The sequence below is a fragment of the Heyndrickxia shackletonii genome, assembly GCF_001420715.1.
Classification (GTDB): Bacteria; Bacillota; Bacilli; order Bacillales; family Bacillaceae_C; genus Margalitia; species Margalitia shackletonii.
In genome coordinates this window covers 353,022-377,273 of sequence record NZ_LJJC01000015.1, presented here as the reverse complement: position 1 = coordinate 377,273, position 24,252 = coordinate 353,022, and the positions used below count along the sequence as shown (strand labels likewise).

At 36.7% G+C, this 24,252-nt stretch carries 24 protein-coding genes; 17 read left to right on the top strand and 7 right to left on the bottom strand.

From position 1 onward, the window contains the following. Positions 1-138 precede the first annotated feature (138 nt). A complete protein-coding gene (locus AN964_RS23620) occupies positions 139-489 on the top strand; it encodes a DUF488 domain-containing protein (protein WP_055742236.1) in 351 nt (116 codons plus the stop codon). Positions 490-504: 15 nt separating this feature from the next. On the opposite strand, the gene AN964_RS23615 is transcribed toward AN964_RS23620, so the two are convergent. Beyond that, positions 505-942 carry an RrF2 family transcriptional regulator gene (locus AN964_RS23615; RefSeq protein WP_055742507.1) on the bottom strand — a complete coding sequence of 146 codons (438 nt, stop codon included), beginning with the start codon at positions 940-942 and terminating at the stop codon, positions 505-507. 331 nt (positions 943-1,273) lie between these two features. On the opposite strand from AN964_RS23615, the gene hmpA reads away from it, so the two are divergent. After that, positions 1,274-2,494: an NO-inducible flavohemoprotein gene (gene hmpA / locus AN964_RS23610; protein ID WP_055742235.1), complete on the top strand. Its 1,221-nt coding sequence runs from the start codon at positions 1,274-1,276 to the stop codon at positions 2,492-2,494. A gap of 165 nt (positions 2,495-2,659) precedes the next feature. Here hmpA and AN964_RS26860 read toward each other — a convergent pair whose 3' ends face one another. After that, positions 2,660-2,815 (bottom strand): hypothetical protein, encoded by a 156-nt coding sequence (locus AN964_RS26860; protein WP_163258570.1) that lies wholly within the window; start codon positions 2,813-2,815, stop codon positions 2,660-2,662. 174 nt (positions 2,816-2,989) lie between these two features. On the opposite strand from AN964_RS26860, the gene AN964_RS23605 reads away from it, so the two are divergent. From AN964_RS23605 to map, 4 genes are all read left to right on the top strand, one after another. After that, a complete protein-coding gene (locus tag AN964_RS23605; protein WP_055742234.1) occupies positions 2,990-3,364 on the top strand; it encodes a DnaJ family domain-containing protein in 375 nt (124 codons plus the stop codon). A gap of 307 nt (positions 3,365-3,671) precedes the next feature. After that, entirely contained in the window at positions 3,672-4,466 is a 795-nt protein-coding gene (gene motA / locus AN964_RS23600) for a flagellar motor stator protein MotA (protein ID WP_055742233.1), read from the top strand. Continuing rightward, complete coding sequence (motB, locus tag AN964_RS23595) at positions 4,459-5,247, top strand: flagellar motor protein MotB (protein ID WP_055742232.1); 789 nt, start codon at positions 4,459-4,461, stop codon at positions 5,245-5,247. The genes motA and motB overlap by 8 nt, the downstream gene beginning before the upstream one ends. 443 nt (positions 5,248-5,690) lie before the next feature. Continuing rightward, the gene (gene map / locus AN964_RS23590) at positions 5,691-6,443 is read left to right on the top strand and encodes a type I methionyl aminopeptidase (protein WP_055742231.1); all 753 of its coding nucleotides are present in this window, start codon (positions 5,691-5,693) and stop codon (positions 6,441-6,443) included. A 53-nt stretch (positions 6,444-6,496) separates the two neighbouring features. On the opposite strand, the gene AN964_RS23585 is transcribed toward map, so the two are convergent. After that, complete coding sequence (locus AN964_RS23585) at positions 6,497-6,718, bottom strand: DUF1128 domain-containing protein (protein ID WP_055742506.1); 222 nt, start codon at positions 6,716-6,718, stop codon at positions 6,497-6,499. Positions 6,719-7,084: 366 nt separating this feature from the next. Here AN964_RS23585 and AN964_RS23580 point away from each other — a divergent pair, with 366 nt between their 5' ends. Further along, entirely contained in the window at positions 7,085-7,927 is an 843-nt protein-coding gene (locus AN964_RS23580; protein WP_055742230.1) for a YihY/virulence factor BrkB family protein, read from the top strand. 384 nt (positions 7,928-8,311) lie between these two features. Here AN964_RS23580 and AN964_RS23575 read toward each other — a convergent pair whose 3' ends face one another. After that, entirely contained in the window at positions 8,312-9,484 is a 1,173-nt protein-coding gene (locus AN964_RS23575; RefSeq protein ID WP_055742229.1) for an MFS transporter, read from the bottom strand. A gap of 491 nt (positions 9,485-9,975) precedes the next feature. On the opposite strand from AN964_RS23575, the gene cax reads away from it, so the two are divergent. The 4 genes from cax (at position 9,976) to AN964_RS23560 (ending at position 14,663) form a co-directional block, all read left to right on the top strand. Further along, complete coding sequence (cax, locus tag AN964_RS23570) at positions 9,976-11,031, top strand: calcium/proton exchanger (RefSeq protein WP_055742228.1); 1,056 nt, start codon at positions 9,976-9,978, stop codon at positions 11,029-11,031. Between the two features lie 163 nt (positions 11,032-11,194). After that, positions 11,195-12,007 (top strand): YfkD famly protein, encoded by an 813-nt coding sequence (locus AN964_RS23565; RefSeq protein WP_055742227.1) that lies wholly within the window; start codon positions 11,195-11,197, stop codon positions 12,005-12,007. Positions 12,008-12,660: 653 nt separating this feature from the next. Continuing rightward, the gene (locus AN964_RS26855; RefSeq protein WP_163258571.1) at positions 12,661-12,837 is read left to right on the top strand and encodes an SE1561 family protein; all 177 of its coding nucleotides are present in this window, start codon (positions 12,661-12,663) and stop codon (positions 12,835-12,837) included. A 278-nt stretch (positions 12,838-13,115) separates the two neighbouring features. Continuing rightward, entirely contained in the window at positions 13,116-14,663 is a 1,548-nt protein-coding gene (locus tag AN964_RS23560; protein WP_055742226.1) for a fumarate hydratase, read from the top strand. Between the two features lie 45 nt (positions 14,664-14,708). Here the strand turns inward: AN964_RS23560 and AN964_RS23555 are convergent, their stop codons facing one another. Beyond that, a complete protein-coding gene (locus tag AN964_RS23555; protein ID WP_055742225.1) occupies positions 14,709-15,134 on the bottom strand; it encodes a hypothetical protein in 426 nt (141 codons plus the stop codon). Between the two features lie 267 nt (positions 15,135-15,401). Here AN964_RS23555 and pdaA point away from each other — a divergent pair, with 267 nt between their 5' ends. After that, entirely contained in the window at positions 15,402-16,199 is a 798-nt protein-coding gene (gene pdaA, locus AN964_RS23550) for a delta-lactam-biosynthetic de-N-acetylase (protein WP_055742224.1), read from the top strand. A gap of 40 nt (positions 16,200-16,239) precedes the next feature. On the opposite strand, the gene AN964_RS23545 is transcribed toward pdaA, so the two are convergent. Both AN964_RS23545 and AN964_RS23540 read right to left on the bottom strand, forming a co-directional pair. Next, complete coding sequence (locus AN964_RS23545) at positions 16,240-16,512, bottom strand: hypothetical protein (protein WP_055742223.1); 273 nt, start codon at positions 16,510-16,512, stop codon at positions 16,240-16,242. A gap of 18 nt (positions 16,513-16,530) precedes the next feature. Beyond that, positions 16,531-17,097 carry a helix-turn-helix domain-containing protein gene (locus AN964_RS23540; protein ID WP_055742222.1) on the bottom strand — a complete coding sequence of 189 codons (567 nt, stop codon included), beginning with the start codon at positions 17,095-17,097 and terminating at the stop codon, positions 16,531-16,533. 178 nt (positions 17,098-17,275) lie between these two features. Between AN964_RS23540 and rlmD the strand changes: the two genes are divergently transcribed. From rlmD to AN964_RS23515, 5 genes are all read left to right on the top strand, one after another. Then, positions 17,276-18,661: a 23S rRNA (uracil(1939)-C(5))-methyltransferase RlmD gene (gene rlmD / locus AN964_RS23535; RefSeq protein ID WP_055742221.1), complete on the top strand. Its 1,386-nt coding sequence runs from the start codon at positions 17,276-17,278 to the stop codon at positions 18,659-18,661. A gap of 470 nt (positions 18,662-19,131) precedes the next feature. Continuing rightward, positions 19,132-20,061, top strand: coding sequence for a DpnII family type II restriction endonuclease (locus AN964_RS23530; protein WP_047334632.1), 930 nt, complete (start codon positions 19,132-19,134; stop codon positions 20,059-20,061). A gap of 19 nt (positions 20,062-20,080) precedes the next feature. Then, positions 20,081-21,364, top strand: a complete 1,284-nt coding sequence (locus tag AN964_RS23525) for a hypothetical protein (RefSeq protein WP_055742220.1) — start codon at positions 20,081-20,083, stop codon at positions 21,362-21,364. A gap of 15 nt (positions 21,365-21,379) precedes the next feature. Continuing rightward, complete coding sequence (locus tag AN964_RS23520) at positions 21,380-23,338, top strand: DEAD/DEAH box helicase (protein WP_055742219.1); 1,959 nt, start codon at positions 21,380-21,382, stop codon at positions 23,336-23,338. Beyond that, complete coding sequence (locus tag AN964_RS23515; protein ID WP_055742218.1) at positions 23,313-24,248, top strand: protein NO VEIN domain-containing protein; 936 nt, start codon at positions 23,313-23,315, stop codon at positions 24,246-24,248. The genes AN964_RS23520 and AN964_RS23515 overlap by 26 nt, the downstream gene beginning before the upstream one ends. Positions 24,249-24,252: the final 4 nt, after the last annotated feature.

Sequence of the window (24,252 nt, the reverse complement as noted above, 5' to 3'; positions counted from 1 at the left end):
CTTTTCAGAATGTTCTATTCTATTTTAGCAATCCCGCGTTATGATAACAAGTAAGTGCGAGGAAGAGTTTTTTCTGTTTTTTCAAACTGGATGATAAAATATGGTTATGAAAAAAAGCTAACAAATAGGAGCATGAACATGTTTAAAATAAAGCGAATTTACGATGAGTATAGTAGTGATGATGGAATACGAATTTTGGTTGATAGATTGTGGCCACGAGGGATTTCAAAGGAAAAAGCAAAGCTTGATCATTGGTTCAAAAATGTTGCACCAAGTACGGAGCTTAGAAAATGGTTTCATCATGAACCGGATAAGTTTCAGGAATTTATTTTGAAATATAGGCATGAACTTGATGAAAATAATCCAGTTGAATTGCAGGAGCTTATTAAATTAGGTAAGGACCATGTTGTCACACTTTTGTATTCTGCTAAGGATGAAGAACATAATCAAGCGAATGTGCTGATTGATTATTTACAAGATAGATTTTAAATGAGAAAAAAGGCACTATTTTGTGCCTTTTTCAAAAAGTTGCCGATAAACTAAAGGGTTATGAACAATATCTGCTAATGTATATCCGTCCAAAACCTCAAAATAAGCAGAAAGAGCCTTATGAAGCATATGCTTAAGACCGCATATTGGGGTTAATATACACGCCCCTCCATCGAAACACTCTACCACTTTAAAATCATCTTCCGTTTTGCGGACAATAGAGCCAATATTAATTTCGTTTGGCGGATGTGCTAATTTAATCCCGCCATTTCTTCCTCTAATCGTTTCAATTACTCCCATTTTCCCGAGATCATGGGTCACTTTCATCAAATGATTTTTGGAAATCCCATATACTTCTGCAATCTCTTTAATATTAGAAAGCTTGGAAGGCTCTTGGGAAGCTAAATATATTAAAACACGTAACGAATAGTCTGTGTAATTGGTTAATCTCATATACATCACCTGTTCATTGAAGGCTGTTTTCATATAAATTGTTGCTATCATGATGGTTTTAAATCCTAAAATACTCTTCGTTCTTAAAAGGATATCAAATTTTAAGCCGAATGAAGAGGTTCATAAGATTTTATTTTACAAAAGTGACAATAAAGAAAAGAGCCTTATTTAATGGTAATATTATAACTTTTTGTTCAATAACTGTCCAAAATTGTGACAACTTATTAAAAGATGTATTTGAAATATTGCTTTTAGGCTTGGAACGATGTAATTTAAAAACGTAGATTAAAAATGTATTTTAAATATATCTTTTTAATAAGGAGAGATAACCATGTTATCACAAAAAACAATCGATTTAGTAAAGTCTACGGTTCCAGCTTTAGAAGCAAACGGAACTACAGTAACTTCCACTTTCTATAAAATGATGTTTGCCGCACATCCTGAACTATTAAATATTTTTAATCATGTTAATCAGGCGCAAGGCCGTCAACAAACTGCATTGGCAAATACAGTACTAGCGGCCGCAAAGTATATCGATAAACTAGAAACAATCGTACCGGTTGTAAACCAAATTGCTCACAAACATCGTGGATTGGGAATTAAACCAGAGCATTATCCAATTGTAGGAGAGTTTTTACTTAAGGCAATTAAAGAGGTAATGGGTGATGCTGCAACAGATGAAATTATCAATGCATGGGCGGAAAGCTATGGTGCGATTGCACAAGTATTTATTGATATCGAACATAATATGTATGAAAGCGCAGAAAAACAAGAAAACGGCTGGTTGGATTTTAAAGAATTTGAAGTTGTGAAGAAAGTAAAAGAAAGCAATGTCATTACATCTTTCTATTTAAAAGCAAAGGATGGAAAGGGAGTACCGACATTCATTCCTGGACAGTATATTACGGTAAAGGTGAAGATACCTACTGAAACATATATATTAAACCGTCAATACAGCTTATCCTGTGCCCCTGGACATGACTATTTCCGTATATCTGTTAAGAGAGAAGCAGATCATGATCCAAATGGTAAAGTCTCTAATTATCTTCATGACTTTATTAATGAAGGGGATACACTTGAAATCAGTGCTCCAGCTGGAGAATTTACTTTAAATGAAAGAGAAGATGCACCAATAGCACTTATTAGTGGCGGTGTTGGTTTGACACCGATGATGAGTATGCTAGAAGCACTTGCAAATAGTGGATCCAAACGTGAAGTTTCTTATATTCATTCAGCGCGTAGTGAGGAATTCCATGCATTTAAAGATGCCGTATTAGAAAATATCAGTAAATTGGAAAACGGCCGTGTATTCTTTGGCTATGACAAACCTTTAAATAAAGAAGGAAATCATCATTTTGAAGGATATATCACAAAATCATTCTTACAAAATATTGTAGATGAAAACACGGTTTGCTATATTTGCGGTCCTGTTCCGTTCTTAAAAAATATTGTAACAATTCTTCAAGAAATCGGATTAAAAGATGAAAATATCCGCTATGAATTCTTCGGACCTGCTATGAATTTAACTGCAGAAACTGCTGCAACGAAGTAATGTAAAAAAGCTTGAACACCCTTATTGATGGGATGTTCAAGCTTTTCTCATTCTAAGCCTTCTTTTATTGGCGGATTGCTAGTCACATATGTAATAACATTAAAAATAACCTAAGCATGTCTAAAACAAAAAACACCCATTCAAAATGGGGAAAAGTATCATGGTTTACTCTTCTTCCACACGATTTTTAAACGCTTCTTGGGTCACGATAAATTCCTCATCTTCAATTCTTTCCTTCTGATGCTTTTCAGCGATAGAATTTTGCGGGAAATTACCGGGATAACTTTTTTTCTTATGATGAAAAGCATTACCGCGAGCCATATTTCTCCTCCTTCACTCATCTTTCAACATTAGGTTCTCCTCCAAAGGTTGATTTATCCGAGTAACGAAATCTAAATGTTGGAATATTGTCAATTTTTATCTTGTTTAAGATGATTCAATGTATTCCTTTCCGATATAATAAAGATATACCATGTCGGAAAGGAGAAAAAACGTATGGATTTTTTTAGAATAACCGAGCATCGAATTAAAGAAGCCTATAAGAACGGTGAATTAGATAATCTCCCTGGAATGGGGAAGCCTCTGCCCGAGGATGAATTTGCACATCTTCCTGAGGATTTAAGAATGGCTTATCGGATAATGAAAAATGCCGGCTTCACACAGGAAGAAACTGCGTTAAAAAAAGAAATGACATCGATCCAAGATTTAATCCGACAATGTGGAAATGATAAAGAGCAAGAAGAATTAAAAAATGAGCTTAATGAAAAATTGCTTAAATATAACGGGATGTTATCAAAACGAGGAGTGAAAACGAATTCCTCCTTATTTAAAAATTATGAACGGAAAATTGAAAATAAACTTTTGAAATAAGCACAAATGCGCGGTGCGCTTCAGATTTCGTAGTCACTGGGGAGACCAATTGAAACAATTTAAAACTGTGCATCCGCTAGCCGTTGGATGTTTGTGTAGATACAGACAGTTCACAGGGTTGAATTTTATAATTTCCATATTAATAATGCAGAGAGACAGGACTCCACCAAAAGTCCTGTTTTTTTATGTTTTTAAAGAAATCCTGGATATAACGAAGGATTTGTCGAACTTTCACAGAAAATCTCTTAAAAAAATACTTAGTCAGCCGATATAAAGGGAGAAGTGAATAAATTATAGGGTGAATAATATGGACAAAACATCGGTTATTGGAGTTATATTAGGTTTTATTGCTGTCGGAGTAGGAATGGTGTTAAAAGGAGTAAATCCTTCTGTCATCATCAATCCTGCAGCACTATTAATTATTATTGCAGGTACTATTGCATCTGTAATCATTGCGTTTCCGTTAAGTGAAATTAAGAAGGTTCCTAAACTATTTAAAATCATTTTTAAAGAACAAAAATTGCTCGATGCTAAATCGATTATTACGTTATTTTCTGATTTAGCACAGCTGGCACGTAAAGAGGGATTACTGGCATTAGAAGGGAAGCTGTTGGAAGTAGAAGATCCATTTTTGAAAAATGGATTAAGTCTTGCTGTCGATGGTCAGAGCGCTGAATATATTCGTGATGTATTAAGCGAAGAGATTGATGCTATGGAAGAAAGGCATCAGGCTGGAGCAGCGATATTTTCACAAGCTGGCACATATGCTCCTACATTAGGGGTTTTAGGGGCCGTATTAGGATTAATTGCTGCCTTAGGAAATATGGATAATACCGATGAATTAGGGCATGCAATTTCTGCTGCTTTTGTGGCAACTATGTTAGGGATATTTACTGGATATGTCTTATGGAATCCATTTGCAAATAAGTTAAAGCAAAAATCGAAACAAGAAGTGAAAGTGAAAGAAATGATGTTGGAAGGAATCCTGTCCATTTTAGAGGGTGAAGCACCACGAGTCATCGAACAAAAGCTTGCATCCTATTTACCTGCAGAAGAACGTAAAAAGATTATGGCAGAAGGCAGTGAGTTCGCTAATGAGTAGGAGAAAAAAGAAGAATCACGACGATTCTCATATCGATGAGGCATGGCTGCTCCCTTACGCAGATATTTTAACCTTGCTGTTAGCATTATTTATTGTTCTTTTTGCCATAAGTTCGGTAGATGCACAAAAGATGCAAAAGCTTTCAAAAGTGTTTAACGGCATTTTTGTAAGCGGCGTTGGCGTGCTGGATTACACAAAGCCTGCTCCGCAGGATAGTATCAAATCAAATGACGGGATGAAAAACCAGGTTACTGCTCCTAAAACTAAACAAAATATTGATCAATTAAAAAAATTGCAGGATCAGGACAAAGAGGAACTGAAGGAACTACAAGCAAAAGTTAATGCATATATTAAGGAAAAGAAAATGGAGGGAAAATTCGCCACTTCCTTAACAGATGAGGGTTTATTATTAACGATTAGGGATAATGTTCTCTTTGAATCAGGACGAGCCGATATACGACCTAAGGATGTTCATACAGCGAAAGAGCTATCGAATCTACTTGTGATGAACCCACCGCGCAATATTATGATCAGCGGGCATACGGATAACGTTCCTATACATAATGCTAATTTTCAGTCTAATTGGGAATTAAGTGTTATGAGAGCCTTGAATTTTATGAAAATTATTTTAGAAAATAAACAACTGGACCCTAAAAATTTCAGCATAAAAGGCTATGGAGAATTTAAACCGATTGCTAGTAACAGTACTGATGAAGGCAGAGCGAAGAACCGGCGTGTTGAAGTTCTAATTATGCCACGGGTAAAAATGACTAAACAATAAAGGCTTTTTGTACAAGTAGGTACAGAAAGCTTTTTTCTTTGGATGTGAAAGATTAAAGCTTAATGGAGAGTGATAATAACACAAGCGGCAGCACATAAGTGAAGTAATTCCACTAATCGACAAGATGTTATTATTTGCGGAATTATCAAATAATTTAACTTGATTTCTCGGGAAATAAATAGATTTTTGTCATTTGAAGTGAATTGTTTTGTCACGGAGTTATTTTAGCGATATGATGGTTGTGGTAAGTTCACATTAAATTGGGAATGACATACATATAGATAGGTAGGGCTGGTTCGGAATAATTGTCGTTACTCGTTTTGGTTAAAAAATCTTTGGCAGGGTTGGTTTCTGAATAATTTTTTACCATAATTAGAATTACGTATAAAAAGCAATAAAGTTAAGAAAAGAGCCATAGGTAAAGAAGTGAAAGGAAGATTAACATGATAACATTAAAATCACAGCGGGAAATAGATATGATGAAAAAAGCAGGAGAATTATTAGCAAGGACGCATAAAGAAATAGCAAAAATGATTAAACCAGGAGTAACTACTTGGGAAATTGATGAATTTGTAGATCATTTTCTAGCCGAAAATGGAGCGACTCCAGAACAAAAAGGATACAAAGGATATGAGTATGCGACATGCGCCAGTATTAATGACGAAATATGCCATGGTTTTCCAAGGAAACAGCCTCTCCAAGAGGGAGATATCGTAACGATTGACATGGTTGTCAATTTGAATGGTGCTTTAGCTGATTCAGCGTGGAGCTACGCAGTTGGGAATGTAAATCCGCTTACCCAAAAACTCTTAGATGTGACGAAGGAATCCTTATATAAGGGTATTGAACAGGTGAAGGTTGGTAATAGGATTGGAGATATCGGTCATGCTATTCAAACGTATGTAGAAGCGCAAGGATTCTCTGTTGTCCGAAACTTTATCGGTCATGGAATTGGACCAACGATCCATGAAAAGCCAGAAGTTCCTCACTATGGTCTACCTGGAAAAGGACCACGTATTAAAGAAGGAATGGTATTTACTATCGAACCAATGGTCAATATTGGCGGCTTCGATACGAAAATGGATAACAATGGCTGGACAGCCCGTACAAGAGACGGTTCCCTTTCTGCACAATATGAGCACACCATTGCGGTAACGAATAATGGAATTGTGATTCTTACAGATCAAGAAGATTAAATAAATAATATAAAAAACGGCATCTGAATTTAAAGATGCCGTTTTCATATTGCTTACTTGCGTATATTACCTAATTCCTCTACAATTGCTTGCATTTCATTCGGACTGAATGTGTTTTTCTTCATAACCATTTCATAAATATCGCGTAAATCATCGTACATTTCTTCTGTGTAATTAGCAGCTTTGATTGCTTCTGCATTAACCATTTTCAATTTTGTCGTTATTTGTGTAATCATGTATTCAATGTTTTCAGTCGTTTTATCAGTAAGATTCATGGCAAGCATCCTTTCGTGTCGTTTAGGAAATTTTCCTCCGTTTAGCTACAAGCGCTACGTCTCCTCCCTGTCGGTCAGGGCATCAGTTGAAAATGGAAGTACAATTTTCACTTGGTCAAAATTACATTTTAAATTATACCCGTTGAAAATTGAACTGCCTCGCCGTGTTTCCTTTATCTTAGTCGAAGATTCCGAAATTCAAGCAAGGCGCTTTCTCACTTGTTTTTAAAGGCTAATACTATATTTTCACGAAAAGAAACAGGTGTCAATTGGAATTTATCAGGATTATTTAATGGAATCATGTTTTTTCTATCTTGAACAAGGGAAAATAATGAACAAGCATGGTTACATAGTTGAGGTGAAAAAATGGGGAAAGGTTTTAATATTATTAAAAATGGATTATGGTTTGTTAAAGGCCTTGTGAAAAGAATTGATGGGAACGATATTAATGGTGTGGCGGCACAGTTAGCATATTTTTTTCTTTTATCCCTGTTCCCGCTTTTATTATTTATGGTTTCTTTACTTTCATTCCTTCCGATAACAACGGAAGATTTACTAAATGTAATCCGTGACTTCGCCCCTAAACAAACCACCGCCATGATTGAAGCAAATCTTCAAGAAATATTAAGTAACCGAAACGGGGGATGGTTGTCATTTGGAATCATTGCAGCACTATGGTCTGCTTCCCTAGGAATGAATGCCATTATTAGTGCAATGAATCGAGCATATGATGTAAAGGAAACGAGGCCCTTTTATATCACGAGAGGTTTATCTATTCTGCTAACGATTGCGATGATTCTTGTTTTATTAATTGCCTTAATCATCCCTGTATTTGGAGAAATCTTTGGGATCTATATTTTTTCTTATTTCGGTATATCTGAACAATTTATAAGTATATGGAATGGATTAAGATGGTTAATCAGTATTGTTATTTTATTTGTTGTATTTATGTGTCTATACTTCATTACACCAAATAAAAAGATAAAATGTTTAACTGTGATCCCAGGTGCTTTTATCGCCACAATAGGATGGGCGTTTGTTTCCTTTGCTTTCTCTTATTATGTTGGGCATTTCGGTCATTACTCCACAACATATGGAAGTTTAGGGGGAATAATTGTATTAATCCTTTGGTTTTATCTGACAGGCTTTATTTTAATGATTGGCGGAGAAGTGAATGCGATGCTTTCGGATAAACAAAAGCCTTGTTAAAAAGTCTCTTTCAAAAATCTAACAAGAAAAGATGCCCCGAAACCAAGCTTAATAAAAAAGAATAACTTAACAAAAGATACCACGAAAGCTTTTTATGTTAAGGAAGAAACTAATGATGCAAGTTCATTTCCGATGAAAAGAGGGATACGAATGGGCAAAACGAAGCAAAACAAAAAACAAAAGCCTAAGGGAAAAACATCCGGTTCAGCAAATGGGCAAAACGGGTACCACTAAAAATTAGGACAGTAAAAAGGGTGGCGAATCGGCCACCCTTTTATTAAAAGAGGAGAGAAGCGGGCATCGACTCGTCTCTTACTATAAACTGAAATAGGAACTCCACGTCTCGCTTATCCTTACACCGACGGGCAAGGCATTTTGGCTTTCTTATTTCTGTCTAACGGTGACAAGTGATTTATGCCCAAAGGTGAGAATAGTAAGAAAGACTACAAAAAGTATAGTACTAATAATATGGAAATAACTGATATTCCGGAAAAATTGAATAAATAAACCGCCGATAAATGGTCCGCCTAGGCTTCCCAGACTATAAAATATCCCACACATTAAATTTCCGGTGGGCAGTAAGTTCTTTGGCATTAAGTCTGCCATATAAGAAATTCCAAGTGAAAAAGTGGAACCTACCAACATTCCGGCAATAAACAGGCAGAGAAAAAGGGCTGTTATCGAACCTTCTACAAAGCTTGCCGTTGTAAAGCAAATACTTCCAAAAAGCAGAATGAAGATTAAGATGTTCCGCCTTCCATACTTATCACTCATCATGCCAAGCGGAAGCTGGAAGACAATAGCTCCAATTGCAAAGGCTGCCAAAAGGATGGATACATTTTTTACATCAATACCATTTCGGAGTGCATAGACCGGAAAACTGCCGTTTAAGGATGACTCTAAAAATCCATATCCTAAAGGCGGCAAAAAGGCAACCCAACCATATTTAAGGGCAGATGAAAACCGTTTGATAGTTTTTAAAAATGAATTTACTTCGATATCTTGATCCGGAAATTCATTTTTTAAGGTAAAAACAAATAACCAGCCGATTAAGCATAGTAACGATGAAATGATAAACGGCAATGCTTGATTGACTTTTACTAAAGGTGTCATCAAAGGACCTACCGCAAATCCAATTCCAAAGAACAACCCATATAATGAAATATTTCTTCCTAATTTTTTGGGGGAAGAAAAGGATGTAATCCATGTCTGAGTGGCAAAATGCAATGCATGATCGCCAATCCCAATAAGCAGACGTAAGAAAAACCAAAACCAAAATGTTTTCCATAAAGGAAAAGAGATTAAGGAGACAACGACTGCTAAACCACCAAAAATAATAATGGGTTTATAACCGAACCTTCTCAGCGGCTGTTCCATGAAAGGAGAGGCAACTAGTGTTCCAATATATAAGGCAGTTGCATTAATCCCATTCAAGGAGGATGGCAAACCGCTATTTTCAAATATGACAGAGATTAAAGGAAGCAGCATTCCTTGTGAAAATCCAGAAATCGAAACAATACTAACTAATATCCAAAATCTAAAATTATTTTTCCCCATATGTATTCCCTCGGTGATTATTTTTTTCTAACTATCATAATACCTAATTGTGGCAACTATTGAAATGCAATTTAACAAAATTCTTATTATTACAATTTATTGGCATAATTTTTTGTGGTGTTTTACATATCATTAAAGAAAGAATGTTTTCGTACAACTAGTTGTTTAGCTCTCTTTGAGATTTTCGGGGCATCTTTCGTAAAACATAACTGCTTTTCCAAGCCCAATTGAGAAATGATTAAAGAACGATAAAAAGAGCAGAATATCTTTCCTGCGTTTTCGTTTTTAGAAGGGGTTAACATAATAGAAGGCGGTGTTCGTACAGATTATAGCTTTTCGCTCTTTGTGCAAAATAATAAAAACAGTATAGTTTCGCGGGATCTTTTCTAAAAAAAAGCTTCGATTTTAAAATAAGCAGAGAAATGATTGCAAAAAGCAACAAAAGTTAAGAAAAGAGCCTTAGAAAGCAGCAAATTTTTTAGGAGGCTATTATGAATAAAGTCTTTGCAATAATGGTTTTCATTGGGGTACCAATATCAGTTATTGGAGCAATTTTTCATTGGCCAAGTGTCATCATGTTTATTATATATTGTTTAACGATCATTGCTTTAGCAAGCTTTATGGGAAGAGCTACTGAAAGTTTAGCTATTGTAGCGGGGCCGAGGATTGGCGGTTTATTGAACGCAACGTTTGGCAATGCGGTGGAGTTAATTATATCCATCTTTGCTATCCGAGCGGGGTTAAACGAAGTAGTTCTCGCTTCCTTAACAGGTTCTGTATTAGGAAATCTGCTTTTAGTAGCAGGTATGTCTTTTCTTGTAGGCGGACTTAAATTTAAACGTCAAAAGTTTAATGTTTATGATGCTCGGCACAATTCCGGATTATTGATTTTTGCAGTCCTCGTCGCTTTCGTTATTCCGGAAGTTTTCTCCATGAACCTAAATTTATCGAACACCATCCATCTTAGTGTTGGGGTAGCGATTATCTTAATTTTGCTTTACCTTGCCGCATTATTCTTTAAACTAGTAACGCATCGAGGAATATATCAAGATCCTTCAGTTAGTGAGGATGATGAGCAGGAGGAACCGGAATGGAAAAAAGGAAAAGCCATTACAATTCTTTTTTTGGCAACCATTGCAGTAGCTTATATCTCGGAAAATCTTGTTCATACTTTTGAGTCTGTAGCAAGAAGCTTCGGGTGGAGCGAACTATTTATCGGTATTATCATTGTTGCAATCGTTGGAAATGCAGCAGAACACGCATCTGCGATCTTAATGGCTTATAAAAATAAAATGGATGTTGCGGTGGAGATCGCTTTTGGCTCAACTTTGCAAATATCCATGTTTGTAGCACCATTACTTGTCATTTTATCGCTATTTTTCAATCATCCAATGCCGCTTGTGTTTACAATGCCGGAATTAGTTGCAATGGCAACCGCGGTTATGTTATCCATCATTTTAGCAAATGACGGGGAGACGAATTGGTTCGAGGGCGCTACCTTATTGGCAGCATATATTATTATGGGAATCGGGTTTTACTTACTTTAATGCTCAAGCTTCCGTTCTATTTTATATGAAAATGCGACCACTTAGTCCACATTACTAAGTGGTTTTTTCATCCGCGTAATATGAAATTTTGTGGATAAGAAATAATCCGACTGGAAAAATTAAAAACAAATGATTACTTATTTTTTGAAGGGAGTCTCTCACTATGAAATGGCAAAGGCTTTTACTTGTGTTTTTATTAATTTTTCTATCTGCAACGCCTAGCGCATTCGCAAATAAAGTAAGCCCACCACCTGCAGGGATGAAGAAAATGACGATTCCTTCTTCTGTGTTAGATATTACGAAGGAAAATACGTATCCAAACCCAACGCAGGATCTTCCATATTTGCAACCAAGTGAGTTTACCAAAAAGGTTTTAAAAACATCTAAAGTAAAGATTGATAATCCAAATTTAATAAGAATGTTAAATGAATCGTCTATTAATAATTCACCTTTATCCATTGGCCTAAGAGCCACTATTTATTTGGGAGAATGGCCGCTGAATTATGAATCAATGGAAACATCCCCAAATTGGCAATATCAAAAGATCAATACCAATTATTTTGACAATCGCGGTGGGAATTCCAATTACCAAATCCATTATGTGCAAGAAACTCAAAAAGTGGTGAGAGGCGGATTGACTGCAAAAGTAGACAAAGCAGAGGATGTTAAGAAAATGATGCTTTTAAAAGCAATGAACACCACAAATCTACCTCTTTCCTTTGAAACCATCATTGGCGGAGGTACAAAGAAAGACCGTGTTTATAATATTCCTCCGAAAAGACTTGGTTACCTTTATGCATATGCGCCTGCCATCAACGAAAAAGGCAAGGTTACTTATGGAGAAGTATATTTAGTATTAAAAGGAAAACAGAAAAAAATCATGGTTAAAAACGTAACATCCCAAGGAATAGGCGCTTGGATTCCGGTACAAGATCATATTTCTTTTGGGTTTTTGGCGAGCGATCATCCACGGTAAAAATGTAGTAAACTGCACCCCGCGAAGGTGCAGTTTTTCGCTTGAATAAGGTGGTAGTCTAGGCGGCTAAAACTTTAACCGGACAGAGGTTCCGTTATCTGTGACAAAAAGGGGGTTTTTTGGGAATTAGCGGACACACGATCCGTTATGGAGGCAAAAGGTAGCTATTTTCCAATGATTTTCATCCAATAACGGAATGAGAGTCCTCTAACATGATAAAAAAGCTGTTTTTGAAAGGAATAACGGAACGTGTGTCCGGAAAAATGCAGATAGCGGTAAAGGATAAGATAGCTAAACCACCGTCCGGACAGAGTTTCCGTTATCTGTGACAAAATTTGTACGTTTCACTGAATGTAAAATGCCTTATTCCAAAAATTCCACGAAAAATCTTGCATTTCTCCAAATAGATAATATAAATCCTTATTAAAAAGTCAAAAATAGAAATAAGTTGTCCTTTAACAATTGCACATCTAACAATTTTTGTTATTATATAAGTGGGTCTACAGAAACGTACTAGTTAAAAATCTATTAAGGGATGGTTTCGAGGCATTTTTTCTTAAAGGAATATCTATTTCTAAAGCCAACCTAAGGAATAAAGATTTTCGATTAAAAACATCAATGCATAAAAAACAGCCTTAGAAAGGAGAGACATCATGGGAAATGCCGTTCATGATAAAGAATCACAAGTAGAATATTTGAAACACCGTTTAAATATGTTCTTAGAGGTTATTGACTCCATGGATCCGGAAAAAACGGATCTTGAAGATATCGATCGTTTAATACAGATGATAGATGACTTAGAACTTAAATGCGAACAATTTAATAAGTAATGAAAAAGGTCAGCCTGAAAATGGTTTGGCCTTTTTTTCATGATAAAAGTTTAGCTACAGCGCCTATCGGCAAGCTTTCGTCTCTTCCCAGCGGATAAAAAATCAACGCGTGAACTACTTCACTGTGTTTTCGTTGATCCCGCCTGCAACTACGAAATCCGTACGATAGAACTGCGGCGCTTTGGAAAAATCTCTTCTTTAATAAATCCATTGATAGGAGTATAATTGGAGGCGGAAATATACATATAAAAGAACTAAGCTGCAAGGGAGAGAAGAAAATGAACGTAGAAAAGTTCCAAGAGAGCATGTACCAATTAATTGTGGAAACGTCTACAAACTTGCCTAAGGACGTCCGCAGAGCTGTAAAAAAAGCAAAGGAAAGTGAAAGTGCCGGCACTCGTGCAGCATTAAGCTTAGGAACCATTACAAATAACATTCAAATGGCAGACGAAAATATCTCACCAATTTGTCAAGATACTGGTCTTCCGACATTTAAAATCAAAACTCCAGTTGGGGTAAATCAAATAAAAATAAAAGAAGCAATCTACAATGCCATTGAACAAGCAACAAATGATGCCAAGCTCCGTCCAAATTCTGTTGATTCTTTAACAGGAAAAAACAGCGGGAATAATCTCGGCGGCGGAACACCGGTTATCAAATTTGATCAATGGGAAAAGGATTATATCGATGTGCGTCTTATTTTAAAAGGCGGCGGCTGCGAGAATAAAAATATTCAATACAGCTTGCCTTGTGAATTAGAAGGTTTAGGACGTGCTGGACGCGACTTAGATGGAATTCGTAAATGTATCCTTCATTCTGTGTACCAAGCTCAAGGTCAAGGCTGCAGTGCCGGCTTTATTGGGGTTGGAATCGGCGGGGACAGATCTTCCGGATACGATCTTGCAAAAGAACAATTATTCCGTTCCGTGGAAGATGTCAATCCAAACGAAGATCTTCGCAAACTCGAAGACTACATCATGGAAAACGCTAATAAGCTTGGTATCGGTACAATGGGATTCGGCGGCGAAACTACCCTTTTAGGCTGTAAAATTGGCGTTATGAACCGTATTCCGGCTAGTTTCTTTGTATCTGTAGCATACAATTGCTGGGCATTCCGTCGTCTCGGCGTAACTGTTGATCCTGAAACAGGCGATATTCAAGAATGGTTATATCAAGATGGTGAAAAAATTGAATTCCAAAATGATGCAGAAAAAGAAACTGCTGCAGCTTCAGAAGAACAAACAAAAGTAGTATCGCTAAAAGCTCCTATTACAGAAGAGCAAATCCGTGAATTAAAAGTAGGAGATGTTGTTCGTATCGATGGCCGTATGTATACAGGCCGTGACGCGATTCATAAATACTTAATGGACAATGATGCACCGGTGGATCTTAACGGACAAGTCATCTATCATTGCGGACCAGTTATGGCAAAAGATGAAGAAGGAAACTGGACAGTGAAAGCTGCTGGACCAACTACATCTATTCGTGAGGAGCCTTATCAAGGCGATATCATGAAGAAATTTGGTATCCGCGCTGTAATCGGTAAAGGCGGTATGGGTCCAAAAACACTTGCTGCGCTTAAAGAGCATGGCGGTGTATACTTAAACGCAATTGGCGGGGCAGCACAATATTATGCAGACTGTATCAAAAAAGTCGATGGTGTGGATTTAACACAATTCGGTATTCCAGAAGCAATGTGGCACTTAAATGTAGAAGGCTTCACTGCCGTAGTTACAATGGATTCTCATGGTAACAGCTTGCATGCTGATGTAGATAAATCATCATTAGAAAAATTAGCACAATTTAAAGAGCCAGTTTTTAAATAATAATTAAAACGAAACGCTTGGAGCCAATTACCTCCAAGCGTTTTCTTAATACCCACGCGGTTTATAATTCAACTTTCTCAAAAGAGTATTGGTTTCCCCTTCAAATAGAAAAAGATGGGTTCTATTTTTTTCATCCATTACTAAATAAAACGGGTGTTCTTTTGGTGGAAAAACAAGAATTACCTGATTCAATCTACCGTGCAGCCATTGATTTCGTATCTCCACAGCAGGCTCCAGCGGAACTTTTATCATAAAACCTCTGCTCGGAATAGGTTTTACTTTCGGATAAACACTTGTTGTTCGCTCTAAAAATCGTTTCACATCTTCTTGAATATCAGCAGACATAGGGACTTTCTTTACTACCCTTTCCTTGCCTATATCATAAATTTCAATTTGTTTATTGGTTTGTGCTGAGGCGTTTGTAGTCGTCAAAAAAAGGAGCAGAAAACTAAAAAACAGTTTTTTTATCATGGATTTCACCTCATTTTTAGTGATTCCCCAAACAATAGAATGTATTTTGCAACAAATCCCCCAATAACGGCAAATTATATAATTTTTATCCACAATCTTTCAACTATCCACAACAAATTTTTTGACAAATGGAAAGTTTTCCACTTTTCATTCGAAATAATCCACAAACTCTGAATAACTTTATTTTCTATCCACAATTTTGGCAATTATTAACCGGAATAGTTTTATTTCGGAAGTAAAAAAATATAGAAAAAGAGAGGTGCCAAAATGAAAAAGTGGTTTATGATTCCCATAGCAATTTCATTATTATTAGCTATCACCTATCCTACCTATGCCATTTCAAATCGAGCTGTCCATTGGGGCTTTACAAAAGGGAAGAACGAACAACAAGCAGATGCCGGGAAGGAATATGATGAACTGTTAAAAAAGCATCATGCTGTCTATAAAGGAAATCCACAAGACAAAATCTTGTATTTAACTTTTGATAATGGCTATGAAAATGGGTATACAGAAGCCATTTTAGATGTGTTAAAAAAGGAAAAGGTACCCGCTACTTTTTTTGTGACAGGTCATTATTTAAAATCACAGCCTAATCTAGTGAAAAGAATGGTAAAAGAAGGCCATATCATTGGTAACCATTCCTGGAGTCACCCTGATATGACGCAAATATCGGATGAAAAAATAAGAGAAGAATTACGAAAGGTAAAGGAAGAAACGGCACGCATTACGAAGCAAAAAGAAATGCACTATTTACGTCCTCCAAGGGGAATATTAAGCGAGCGCACAATGGAGATTGCTAATCAGGAAGGGTATACACATGTGTTATGGTCACTCGCCTTTTTAGATTGGAGAATCAATCAACAAAAGGGCTGGAAATATTCCTATGATAATATCATGGCTCAAGTCCATCCTGGAGCTATTATGCTTTTGCATACCGTATCAAGAGATAACGCTGAAGCACTTGAAAAGTCCATTAAGGATTTAAAAGGGCGCGGCTATCGTTTTGAAAGCTTAGACTACTTTATGATGAAGGAAAAAGTAAAAAGTCCGCTGCCCGGATCCTAAGGCAAAAAAATAAAGGCCTGTTGTTGGGACAGGTCTTTTCTTAGTTGTTTTTATTTTGTTCCATATCTTCCTTCGTTGCAATACGGAAAATCATGTCTAATCTTATTTCGCTCTCAGTAACTCCATATTCATGGCAAATACTGTCCCTGAATTTTTTGTTAAACTTAATCATCATTTGAAGGTCGTTTTCACACGCAACTCCAAATACATCTTTAATAACGTCTCCATACCGCAATTGTGTTTCCGTTGCAATAGTGGTGATATTTCTCTCTGGGTTATTTAAAAAGTATAAAGTCTCTATAGCTGTTGCCAATCATATCACCCTTTCATTTTAGATAAATTGTGGATTTGAATAATGAATAACCATATTAAATTCACATGGTTCCTCTTTTAGATTCCGATACATTTGATCAACGTCAGTGGAAAAGGAAATCGCATCCCCTTTTTCTAGTGTGTACTCTTCGTCCCCAATTTCAATCGATAAGCTCCCGGTATAAACGGTAACAATTTTAATAACGCCTATTCCTTTCGCTTCTGAATGATGAGTGCATCCTGGCATCATCCGAATATGATAGTTTTCTAAAGGAATTCCCGGAGAAGCGAATGTATTATATGTCTCAAACAGATCATTGTCTTCCTTTAAAAATGGCTGATCCTTCATCGGAAGATATTTAATGGACGGATTTTGCATTAAAAAGGAAGCAATTGGCACCTGCAAACCAGCTGCAATTTTCCAAAGCACCGCAACGGTTGGATTTGATGTACCGCGTTCAATTTGACCGAGCATTGGTTTGCTGACTCCCGTAATCTCTGCAACCTCATCCAAAGAAAGCTTTCGTTGCTGCCTGTAAAAGCGTAAACGCTGACCAATTTGTACAGATAAGAAGTTTTTGTCCATAACGCTCCTTTTGATGTGTATGCTATATTATTTCTTTATTTATATTATAACATTTTTTGCTCGCAATTGGGTGAATGGTGCATATTGGTAAAGATTATTGCTGTTTAACATTGTGGTATAATACAGAAAACTAAAATGCGAATTACATATGAAACATGGACAGGCGGAGTGATTATTGTTGAAAAACGAGAAAACATTATTGATAAAAGAAAAACAACAATTCCCTTTAACAATCAAACGATTAGGAATTAACGGAGAAGGGGTTGGCTACTTTAAAAAACAAGTCGTCTTCGTACCGGGTGCTCTTCCAGGTGAAGAGGTCGTAGTAGAGGTAACAAAAGCTCATCCCAAATATGCAGAGGCAATTGTGAAAAAGGTGCGAAAACGTTCTGAGCACAGAGTAAAAGCACCGTGCATCGTCTATGAACAATGCGGAGGATGTCAGCTTCAACATTTAGAATATGGCCAACAACTGAAAGAAAAGCGAGACATTTTGATTCAGGCGCTAGAAAGACATACCCGTTTTCATTTAGAGGAGATGGATATCCGAGAAACAATCGGAATGGACAACCCCTGGCATTATCGCAACAAGAGCCAGTTCCAGCTTGGAGAGGACCACGGAAAAGTCATCGCTGGAATGTACAGTATTGATTCCCATAGATTAATCAACATTCCAGAATGCATCGTCCAGCAACCAGTTACCAATAAAGTAACTAATGTCGTAAAACAAATCTTAGCTGATTTCAAAATCCCTATTTATAATGAAAAAACAAGAAAAGGTATTGTCCGGACGATCGTAACACGTGTAGGTATCGAAACAGGCCAAGTTCAAGTTATGCTTGTCACAGCTAAAAAAGAATTGCCACGTAAAGAAATGATCATTTCTGAAATTAAAAAGCGATTACCTGAAGTTGTGTCCATCATGCAAAACGTAAATCCGAAAAAGACGTCGATTATTTTGGGCGATGAAACTATTCATTTAGCCGGTGATAAAATTGTGGAGGAACGTCTTGAAGAATTTACATACGAGTTATCGGCCCGTGCATTCTTCCAGCTCAATCCTGTTCAAACGGTCAAACTATATAACGAAGTAAAAAAAGCGGCCGGACTTACAGGAAAGGAAAAAATCGTGGATGCTTATTGCGGTGTGGGAACTATTGGACTCTGGTTGGCAGACGGTGCCGCTGAAATTCGCGGTATGGATGTCATCCCTGAAGGTATCGAGGATGCTAAGAAAAACGCAAGGAAGCATGGTGTAGAAAATGCCAGCTATTTTACGGGCAAAGCGGAAGAGCTCATGCCGAAATGGGTGAAAGAGGGATGGCGACCAGATGTGGTAGTGGTGGATCCGCCAAGGACAGGCTGTGATGCGAAATTTTTAGATACGATTTTGAAAGTGAAACCGAAGAAGTTTGTATATGTATCGTGTAATCCATCTACGTTGGCTAAGGATCTTCAGGTGTTGAGTTCAAAGTATAAGGTGGAGTATTTGCAGCCTGTGGATATGTTTCCGCAGACGGCGCATGTGGAGTGTGTTGTCTTGATGTCACGGGTGGAGAAATAGCTCTACTAAAAATACTGATAAATAAAGGGTTTCCTGACATTGCATTTTTCGTTCAACTATTTTTACGAAGATGCTGATGCCGGGAAACCCTTATTTTTATTCTACGAGGGAACATATCAACTACCCTGAAAGCGATAGGGTTGAGTTGACAGATTAGATTTTTCGCTGGGGTTGAGGAGATAGGATAGATAACTTTGTGGGTTGAAGAGATAAATTAATATAATTATACGCTAGTACTAGTACGCTCTCATAATGGTATTTGAATTATTCGAAATAATCAAAATAAAATTACCATTTTATGGTTTAGGGGAAATTCTGTTGTACTGAACAGATGGTTAAAAATTATTGCGTAAATATGAAAATATGGCTCTCTAAAAAATTCTCAAATATGCGTAAAGTTTTGATTGTAAATATATGAAATGTGTGATACGATATTTACATACTAACCGAGGATGGGAAGGAGGAGTTAGATGTCTGAAGTAATAGCTCGGAAAATAGAATTTGATGAATTATTTAACTCGACAACTATGTTTTATGTGAATGAGCAATATGAACATGCAATAGAACAGGAAGTGAAAAACAAGGTTGATGAGTTATATCACGAATTGAGTTCCATAGACACAAAAGAAGACTTGAAAAGGTATATAGTAGAATACAAAGATTCACTTGATAACCTGACGAGCCTTATGGAAATCTCTACAGAGAGATTCAAGCGTATGGTATCTATGATAAGAAAAGAACGTGGATTTGTATTTTCTACTGAGTGGGGACTAGGTAAGATACGTACTGCAATGATGGAAAGCCCGGCGATGATGGAAAGTGTGCTAAACCTTATTTGGGCAGGCCGCGATGACGGAAAACTCAGAACCAAGATACCATATTTTTATTTAGAAAACATGGCAATAGATGACACAACACGTAAAAAGCTTACTGATAAAAATTCCATCCGACTCTTTGTTAAAAGGGGTCTGGAGGGAAGGTACAGTAATAATATTGGTGATCTTGTTTTGAACGAAGTAGAAGATAAGTTAAGAGCTGTATGTGCTAAACATGGGATTGAGTATCAGAAGAATGTTAGAGTGCCGATGCTAGACAGAGCAGTAAGTTTTGTTTTGGAAAGTCCTCAGAACCCGAAAATTATCATCGATGTTTCCTATAGTGTGACTACTTCAAGCAGTCAGGGAAGCAAGAAAGAAGCTGCACGTAAAACTGTTGAGGTGTTAAATCTTCAGCGTAAGTCAGGAAACAATATTATTTTTATAAACTTCCTTGATGGTGCTGGTTGGATTGGCAGACAGGCAGATATGAGAGAAATCCATAGATGTTCGGACTATGTTCTAAATTTCAATAATCTAAACTTGTTAGAAGACATTGTTTACAGCTATAGCGCTGAATTTTGAAAATTTGGAGGTTGCATTAATGAATGCTTCAGAAAGAAAAGCAAAGTTACGTGAACTAGTTGCGACCAAGGAACCTTGCCGTACTGGTATTCCGATTATGTATCATGGAGTGAGAAAAGAGTTTGACGCATATGAAATACCGTTAGAATATCTGATTTATAATCCTTATAACGGTCGTATAGGTAGTGTGGTTAAGTCCTATGAAAGACAGCACCACATAATCAATCCAGAAGATCCACAGGATAAGAAACTGATTGAAAAATTTCTTTGGGAATCCAAGGTTGAAGCCAATAAAAAGACGAAAGAACGTCTCCTTCGTGAACACCAGGAAAAGCACGGTATTGTAACTTCGGATGGTATTATTATTGACGGAAATAGAAGGTCGATGTTGTTAAATAATATAATGGCAGATAGCAGTATTCCATTTAATGAAAAGAGTCACTGCCAGTTCTTTATAGCGATAATTCTTCCGGATGACGCAGATAAAAAGGAAATCTTGGCACTTGAAACCACATACCAGATGGGTGAAGATGCAAAGGTTGACTACAATCCAATCGAAAAATATCTAAAATGTAAGGATTTACAGGACGCAGGATTTACAGCTGATGATATTGCTGGAATGATGGATGTAAAACCTGGAGAAGTCAGAACTATGCTTTCAGCATTGCAACTTATGGATGATTATTTGGATGAATATGGCTACTCCGGTATGTATACACAGTTAGATAAGAATGAAGATTCATTCTTGAAACTCGACTCTGCACTAAAAAAATATAAAGCTGGTGTGCCATCAATGTGGGCATATGATCCAGACGCGGATGTTTCCGATTTGAAGCTCATTGCATTTGACTATATACGTGAAGGTTTTGAACAGACCCTTTTCCGTAATATTATATCGGCTCCAAGTGCAAATAAGCCTGCAAGTAGTTTCTTTGCGAAAGAAGAAGTTTGGAAAGATTTTAGAGATAGACATTTTGCTATTACTGATGCTATCGAGGAAACATCTGTCGATGATATTATGGCTACCAATCCTCCTGATCTTGGTCGTGCCTTGAAAGCAAGGGATCAGCAGTGGAAACTTAAAGTTGAGGATGACTTTGAAGAAAACTATACGCGGAGTTTAGATAAATTGAACAACCATGCTGAAGCAGCACGGCCTCTTCAGTTACTTATAAAGGCTTGCCAAGCATTGGAGGTTGTCGATGTAACGCAAGACAGTTTTCAGACAGATGGAAATATTAGAGGTTGTGTAAAGTCACTAGATGAATTTGTGAAAAAATTCAAGAACATCCTCGAAATGTAAAGGAAGAGGTACCCTATGAAAAAACTATGTCTTGAATCCAATGAGAATACATCAAATTTAATCATTACTGGAGACATAGCAGCTATTTTTGACAATAGACGAGCATCGAGGTATCTGAAGGATACTCTGAAATATACTCTCCTAGAGGATAGCATCGTAATTGAAACTGAAGATAATATTAACAAAACGATCGACAGGGTCAAAAAAATCTGCGAATATATTTCAGCCGAATTGGTTTATTCGGGAGGGGTGTCAGAGGCAGTAAACAATTATGCCCTGGAAGAAGAGAAATTTATGGAATTTGCAGAAAAGGCAAGGTTGATTAGAGATAATCAATGTGAGAAGAGTGATTTCTCGGCATTCGTTGACTCGGTAAGTAAGCATCTTACTAACAGAAGCCTATACCAATTACAATTGCTGTCTGCATACCATCTTGCATTTTCACAGAATGGATGCAATTTCTCTGTTCCTGGTGCAGGAAAGACTAGTGTTGTTTACGGTGCTTTTGCTTACTTGTCAAACTTAGATCGCTCTGACAAGAAATTTGTAGATAAGTTGCTAATTATTTCTCCATTAAGCGCTTTTGGACCTTGGGAATTGGAATATGAGGAATGTTTTGGCGTAAAACCATCCTCTAAGAGACTTAATGGAAAAATTCCAGTTGAGGAAAAGAAGCAGTATTTGTATTCCTTGAATCCAGCGAAGATTACATTACTGTCTTATGCATCCGTTCCAGCACTCCGTGAAGAACTAATATATTTTTTAAAGAACAATAAGGTAATGGTCGTCCTTGACGAAGCACATAAGATTAAGAACACTTCTGGTGGAATCACTGCTACCGGTGTTCTTGATATTGCAACATACTGCTCGTCGAGAGTGGTTTTGACAGGTACTCCGGCACCAAATGGATATGAGGATTTATACAACCTTTATAAATTCATTTGGCCGACTCAAAAAATTATACCATATGAAGTATATCAATTAAAAGATATGAGTAAGTCTGATTCTGATGCGCGAGTAAATTCTTTACTTCATGCAATTGAGCCCTTTTTTATCCGTGTAAAAAAGAGTGATTTGGGTATACCTCCTGCTACTGAAAATGCACCAATCATTGTACCTATGGGTGAATCACAGAGAAAAATATATGATGTCATTGAAAAAAAATATATGAGTGACATTGTGTCGACAAAAGACAGCAGTTTTCAGCAGGATTTAGTTAAGGCAAGATTGATTCGAATGATGCAAGCTGCAACAAATCCAGATTTGTTAAGTGTTCCTCTACGTAATTTTGCTTCTTCAGAAGGTTTTGACGCTGAAGCTGTAACAGAAGATACTTCATTTATTAAAGAAGTACTTGAATATTCCGCAAATGAGACTCCTGCCAAGTTTGTGAAAGCTAAAGAGATTATCGAGCAAATTATTTCCAAAGGTGGTAAGGTAGTAGTTTGGTGCATCTATATTAAAAATATATTAGATTTTAAGGAATATTTGCTTACTAATGGCATACCATGTAAGACTTTATATGGAGCTACTCCAGTCGCGACCGGTAATGAGGACGATAACGAAGAGGAAACACGTGAAAAAATTATTGCTGATTTCCATCGACCAGATTCCGACTTCAGCGTGATTATAGCTAACCCGTTTGCTGTGTCAGAGTCGATTTCACTTCATAAAGTTTGTCACAATGCTATTTATATGGAGCGAAGTTTTAATGCTGCACACTTTATACAATCCAAAGATCGTATTCATAGATATGGTCTGAAACCAGGAATAGAGACCAATTATTACTATTTGCTTTCAGAGGATTCAATAGATAGTGCAATCCATGAAAGACTTATTGCAAAGGAAACGAGGTTGCGCGAAATCATCGAAAGTATGCCAATTCCCCTATTTGACAATGCAGAACTTGAAACAGGGGATGATGATATTAAAGCGCTAATTGCAGAATATGTTAATAGAACTAAAGCGATGTAACTCTATCGGGAATATTGATGGGCTGCTTTTTCTGGTTTCAATGCTGTCTAGCAAGAATTCCATAAGTAGAAAAGAAGTTGTAAATCGTTCTTCCTTAGAAAATGGATTAAACATAAATTGTAGCGGAGCTTTAGCATTCCTTGAATACTTAGAATATGTCGAGTTTTCCGAGGATAACATTATAGTAACAGAACGACTCAAAGAACTGAAATTATTAGAAGGGAGTAGTATTATAGATACACTTGTAAGATCCTGCATTTCAAAGCTAATTGATGAAGGAATATTCGATTCGGATAGAACAGGCTTCGATGTAGACAAGGGGCATATAAGCATAAAACGATCAGCATTTCCATTGGCATACGCTGCTATTAGGAACTTTTTGACTATTGCAGGAGCCCTAGATAAAGATGAGAATGGTGACATAGGTATATCTGAAACATATGAGTCTGATTTCTCATCACAAATTAGGAAACGTAAAAGTAAATTTACGTTGGAACAGTTACTTAAACAACAGGAGGAACAAAGCAAGCGTGGTCTTGAAGCAGAGGAGTTTATTTTGGAATTTGAGAGAAAAAGACTCCTGACGAAGGCCTGTAAAATCAAAAGAATTTCTGATATCGATGTTTCTGCTGGATATGATATAGTATCGTTTCAAAGTGATAGTAGTACAACTTATGATAGATTTATAGAGGTTAAATCATATTTGGGAAAACCACATTTTTATTGGTCAGAGAATGAATCTGACACTGCAAGAATAAAAGGTGATAAATATGTTCTTTGCCTCGTGGATTATGCACGAATTACAGAGCCGGGATATAAACCTGAGTTTATTCAAAATCCGCATAAAATTATCTTTGAAGATGACAACTGGCTTGTTAATACTGCGTCTTATAGAATACAAAAAATATAGGGCG

Excerpts from the sequence above, each read along its gene's own strand:
- AN964_RS23620 (WP_055742236.1), top strand. The coding sequence starts at position 139 with ATGTTTAAAATAAAGCGAATTTACGATGAGTATAGTAGTGATGATGGA.
- AN964_RS23615 (WP_055742507.1), bottom strand. The coding sequence starts at position 942 with ATGAGATTAACCAATTACACAGACTATTCGTTACGTGTTTTAATATAT.
- hmpA (WP_055742235.1), top strand. The coding sequence starts at position 1,274 with ATGTTATCACAAAAAACAATCGATTTAGTAAAGTCTACGGTTCCAGCT.
- AN964_RS26860 (WP_163258570.1), bottom strand. The coding sequence starts at position 2,815 with ATGGCTCGCGGTAATGCTTTTCATCATAAGAAAAAAAGTTATCCCGGT.
- AN964_RS23605 (WP_055742234.1), top strand. The coding sequence starts at position 2,990 with ATGGATTTTTTTAGAATAACCGAGCATCGAATTAAAGAAGCCTATAAG.
- motA (WP_055742233.1), top strand. The coding sequence starts at position 3,672 with ATGGACAAAACATCGGTTATTGGAGTTATATTAGGTTTTATTGCTGTC.
- motB (WP_055742232.1), top strand. The coding sequence starts at position 4,459 with ATGAGTAGGAGAAAAAAGAAGAATCACGACGATTCTCATATCGATGAG.
- map (WP_055742231.1), top strand. The coding sequence starts at position 5,691 with ATGATAACATTAAAATCACAGCGGGAAATAGATATGATGAAAAAAGCA.
- AN964_RS23585 (WP_055742506.1), bottom strand. The coding sequence starts at position 6,718 with ATGAATCTTACTGATAAAACGACTGAAAACATTGAATACATGATTACA.
- AN964_RS23580 (WP_055742230.1), top strand. The coding sequence starts at position 7,085 with ATGGGGAAAGGTTTTAATATTATTAAAAATGGATTATGGTTTGTTAAA.
- AN964_RS23575 (WP_055742229.1), bottom strand. The coding sequence starts at position 9,484 with ATGGGGAAAAATAATTTTAGATTTTGGATATTAGTTAGTATTGTTTCG.
- cax (WP_055742228.1), top strand. The coding sequence starts at position 9,976 with ATGAATAAAGTCTTTGCAATAATGGTTTTCATTGGGGTACCAATATCA.
- AN964_RS23565 (WP_055742227.1), top strand. The coding sequence starts at position 11,195 with ATGAAATGGCAAAGGCTTTTACTTGTGTTTTTATTAATTTTTCTATCT.
- AN964_RS26855 (WP_163258571.1), top strand. The coding sequence starts at position 12,661 with ATGGGAAATGCCGTTCATGATAAAGAATCACAAGTAGAATATTTGAAA.
- AN964_RS23560 (WP_055742226.1), top strand. The coding sequence starts at position 13,116 with ATGAACGTAGAAAAGTTCCAAGAGAGCATGTACCAATTAATTGTGGAA.
- AN964_RS23555 (WP_055742225.1), bottom strand. The coding sequence starts at position 15,134 with ATGATAAAAAAACTGTTTTTTAGTTTTCTGCTCCTTTTTTTGACGACT.
- pdaA (WP_055742224.1), top strand. The coding sequence starts at position 15,402 with ATGAAAAAGTGGTTTATGATTCCCATAGCAATTTCATTATTATTAGCT.
- AN964_RS23540 (WP_055742222.1), bottom strand. The coding sequence starts at position 17,097 with ATGGACAAAAACTTCTTATCTGTACAAATTGGTCAGCGTTTACGCTTT.
- AN964_RS23530 (WP_047334632.1), top strand. The coding sequence starts at position 19,132 with ATGTCTGAAGTAATAGCTCGGAAAATAGAATTTGATGAATTATTTAAC.
- AN964_RS23525 (WP_055742220.1), top strand. The coding sequence starts at position 20,081 with ATGAATGCTTCAGAAAGAAAAGCAAAGTTACGTGAACTAGTTGCGACC.
- AN964_RS23520 (WP_055742219.1), top strand. The coding sequence starts at position 21,380 with ATGAAAAAACTATGTCTTGAATCCAATGAGAATACATCAAATTTAATC.
- AN964_RS23515 (WP_055742218.1), top strand. The coding sequence starts at position 23,313 with ATGTTAATAGAACTAAAGCGATGTAACTCTATCGGGAATATTGATGGG.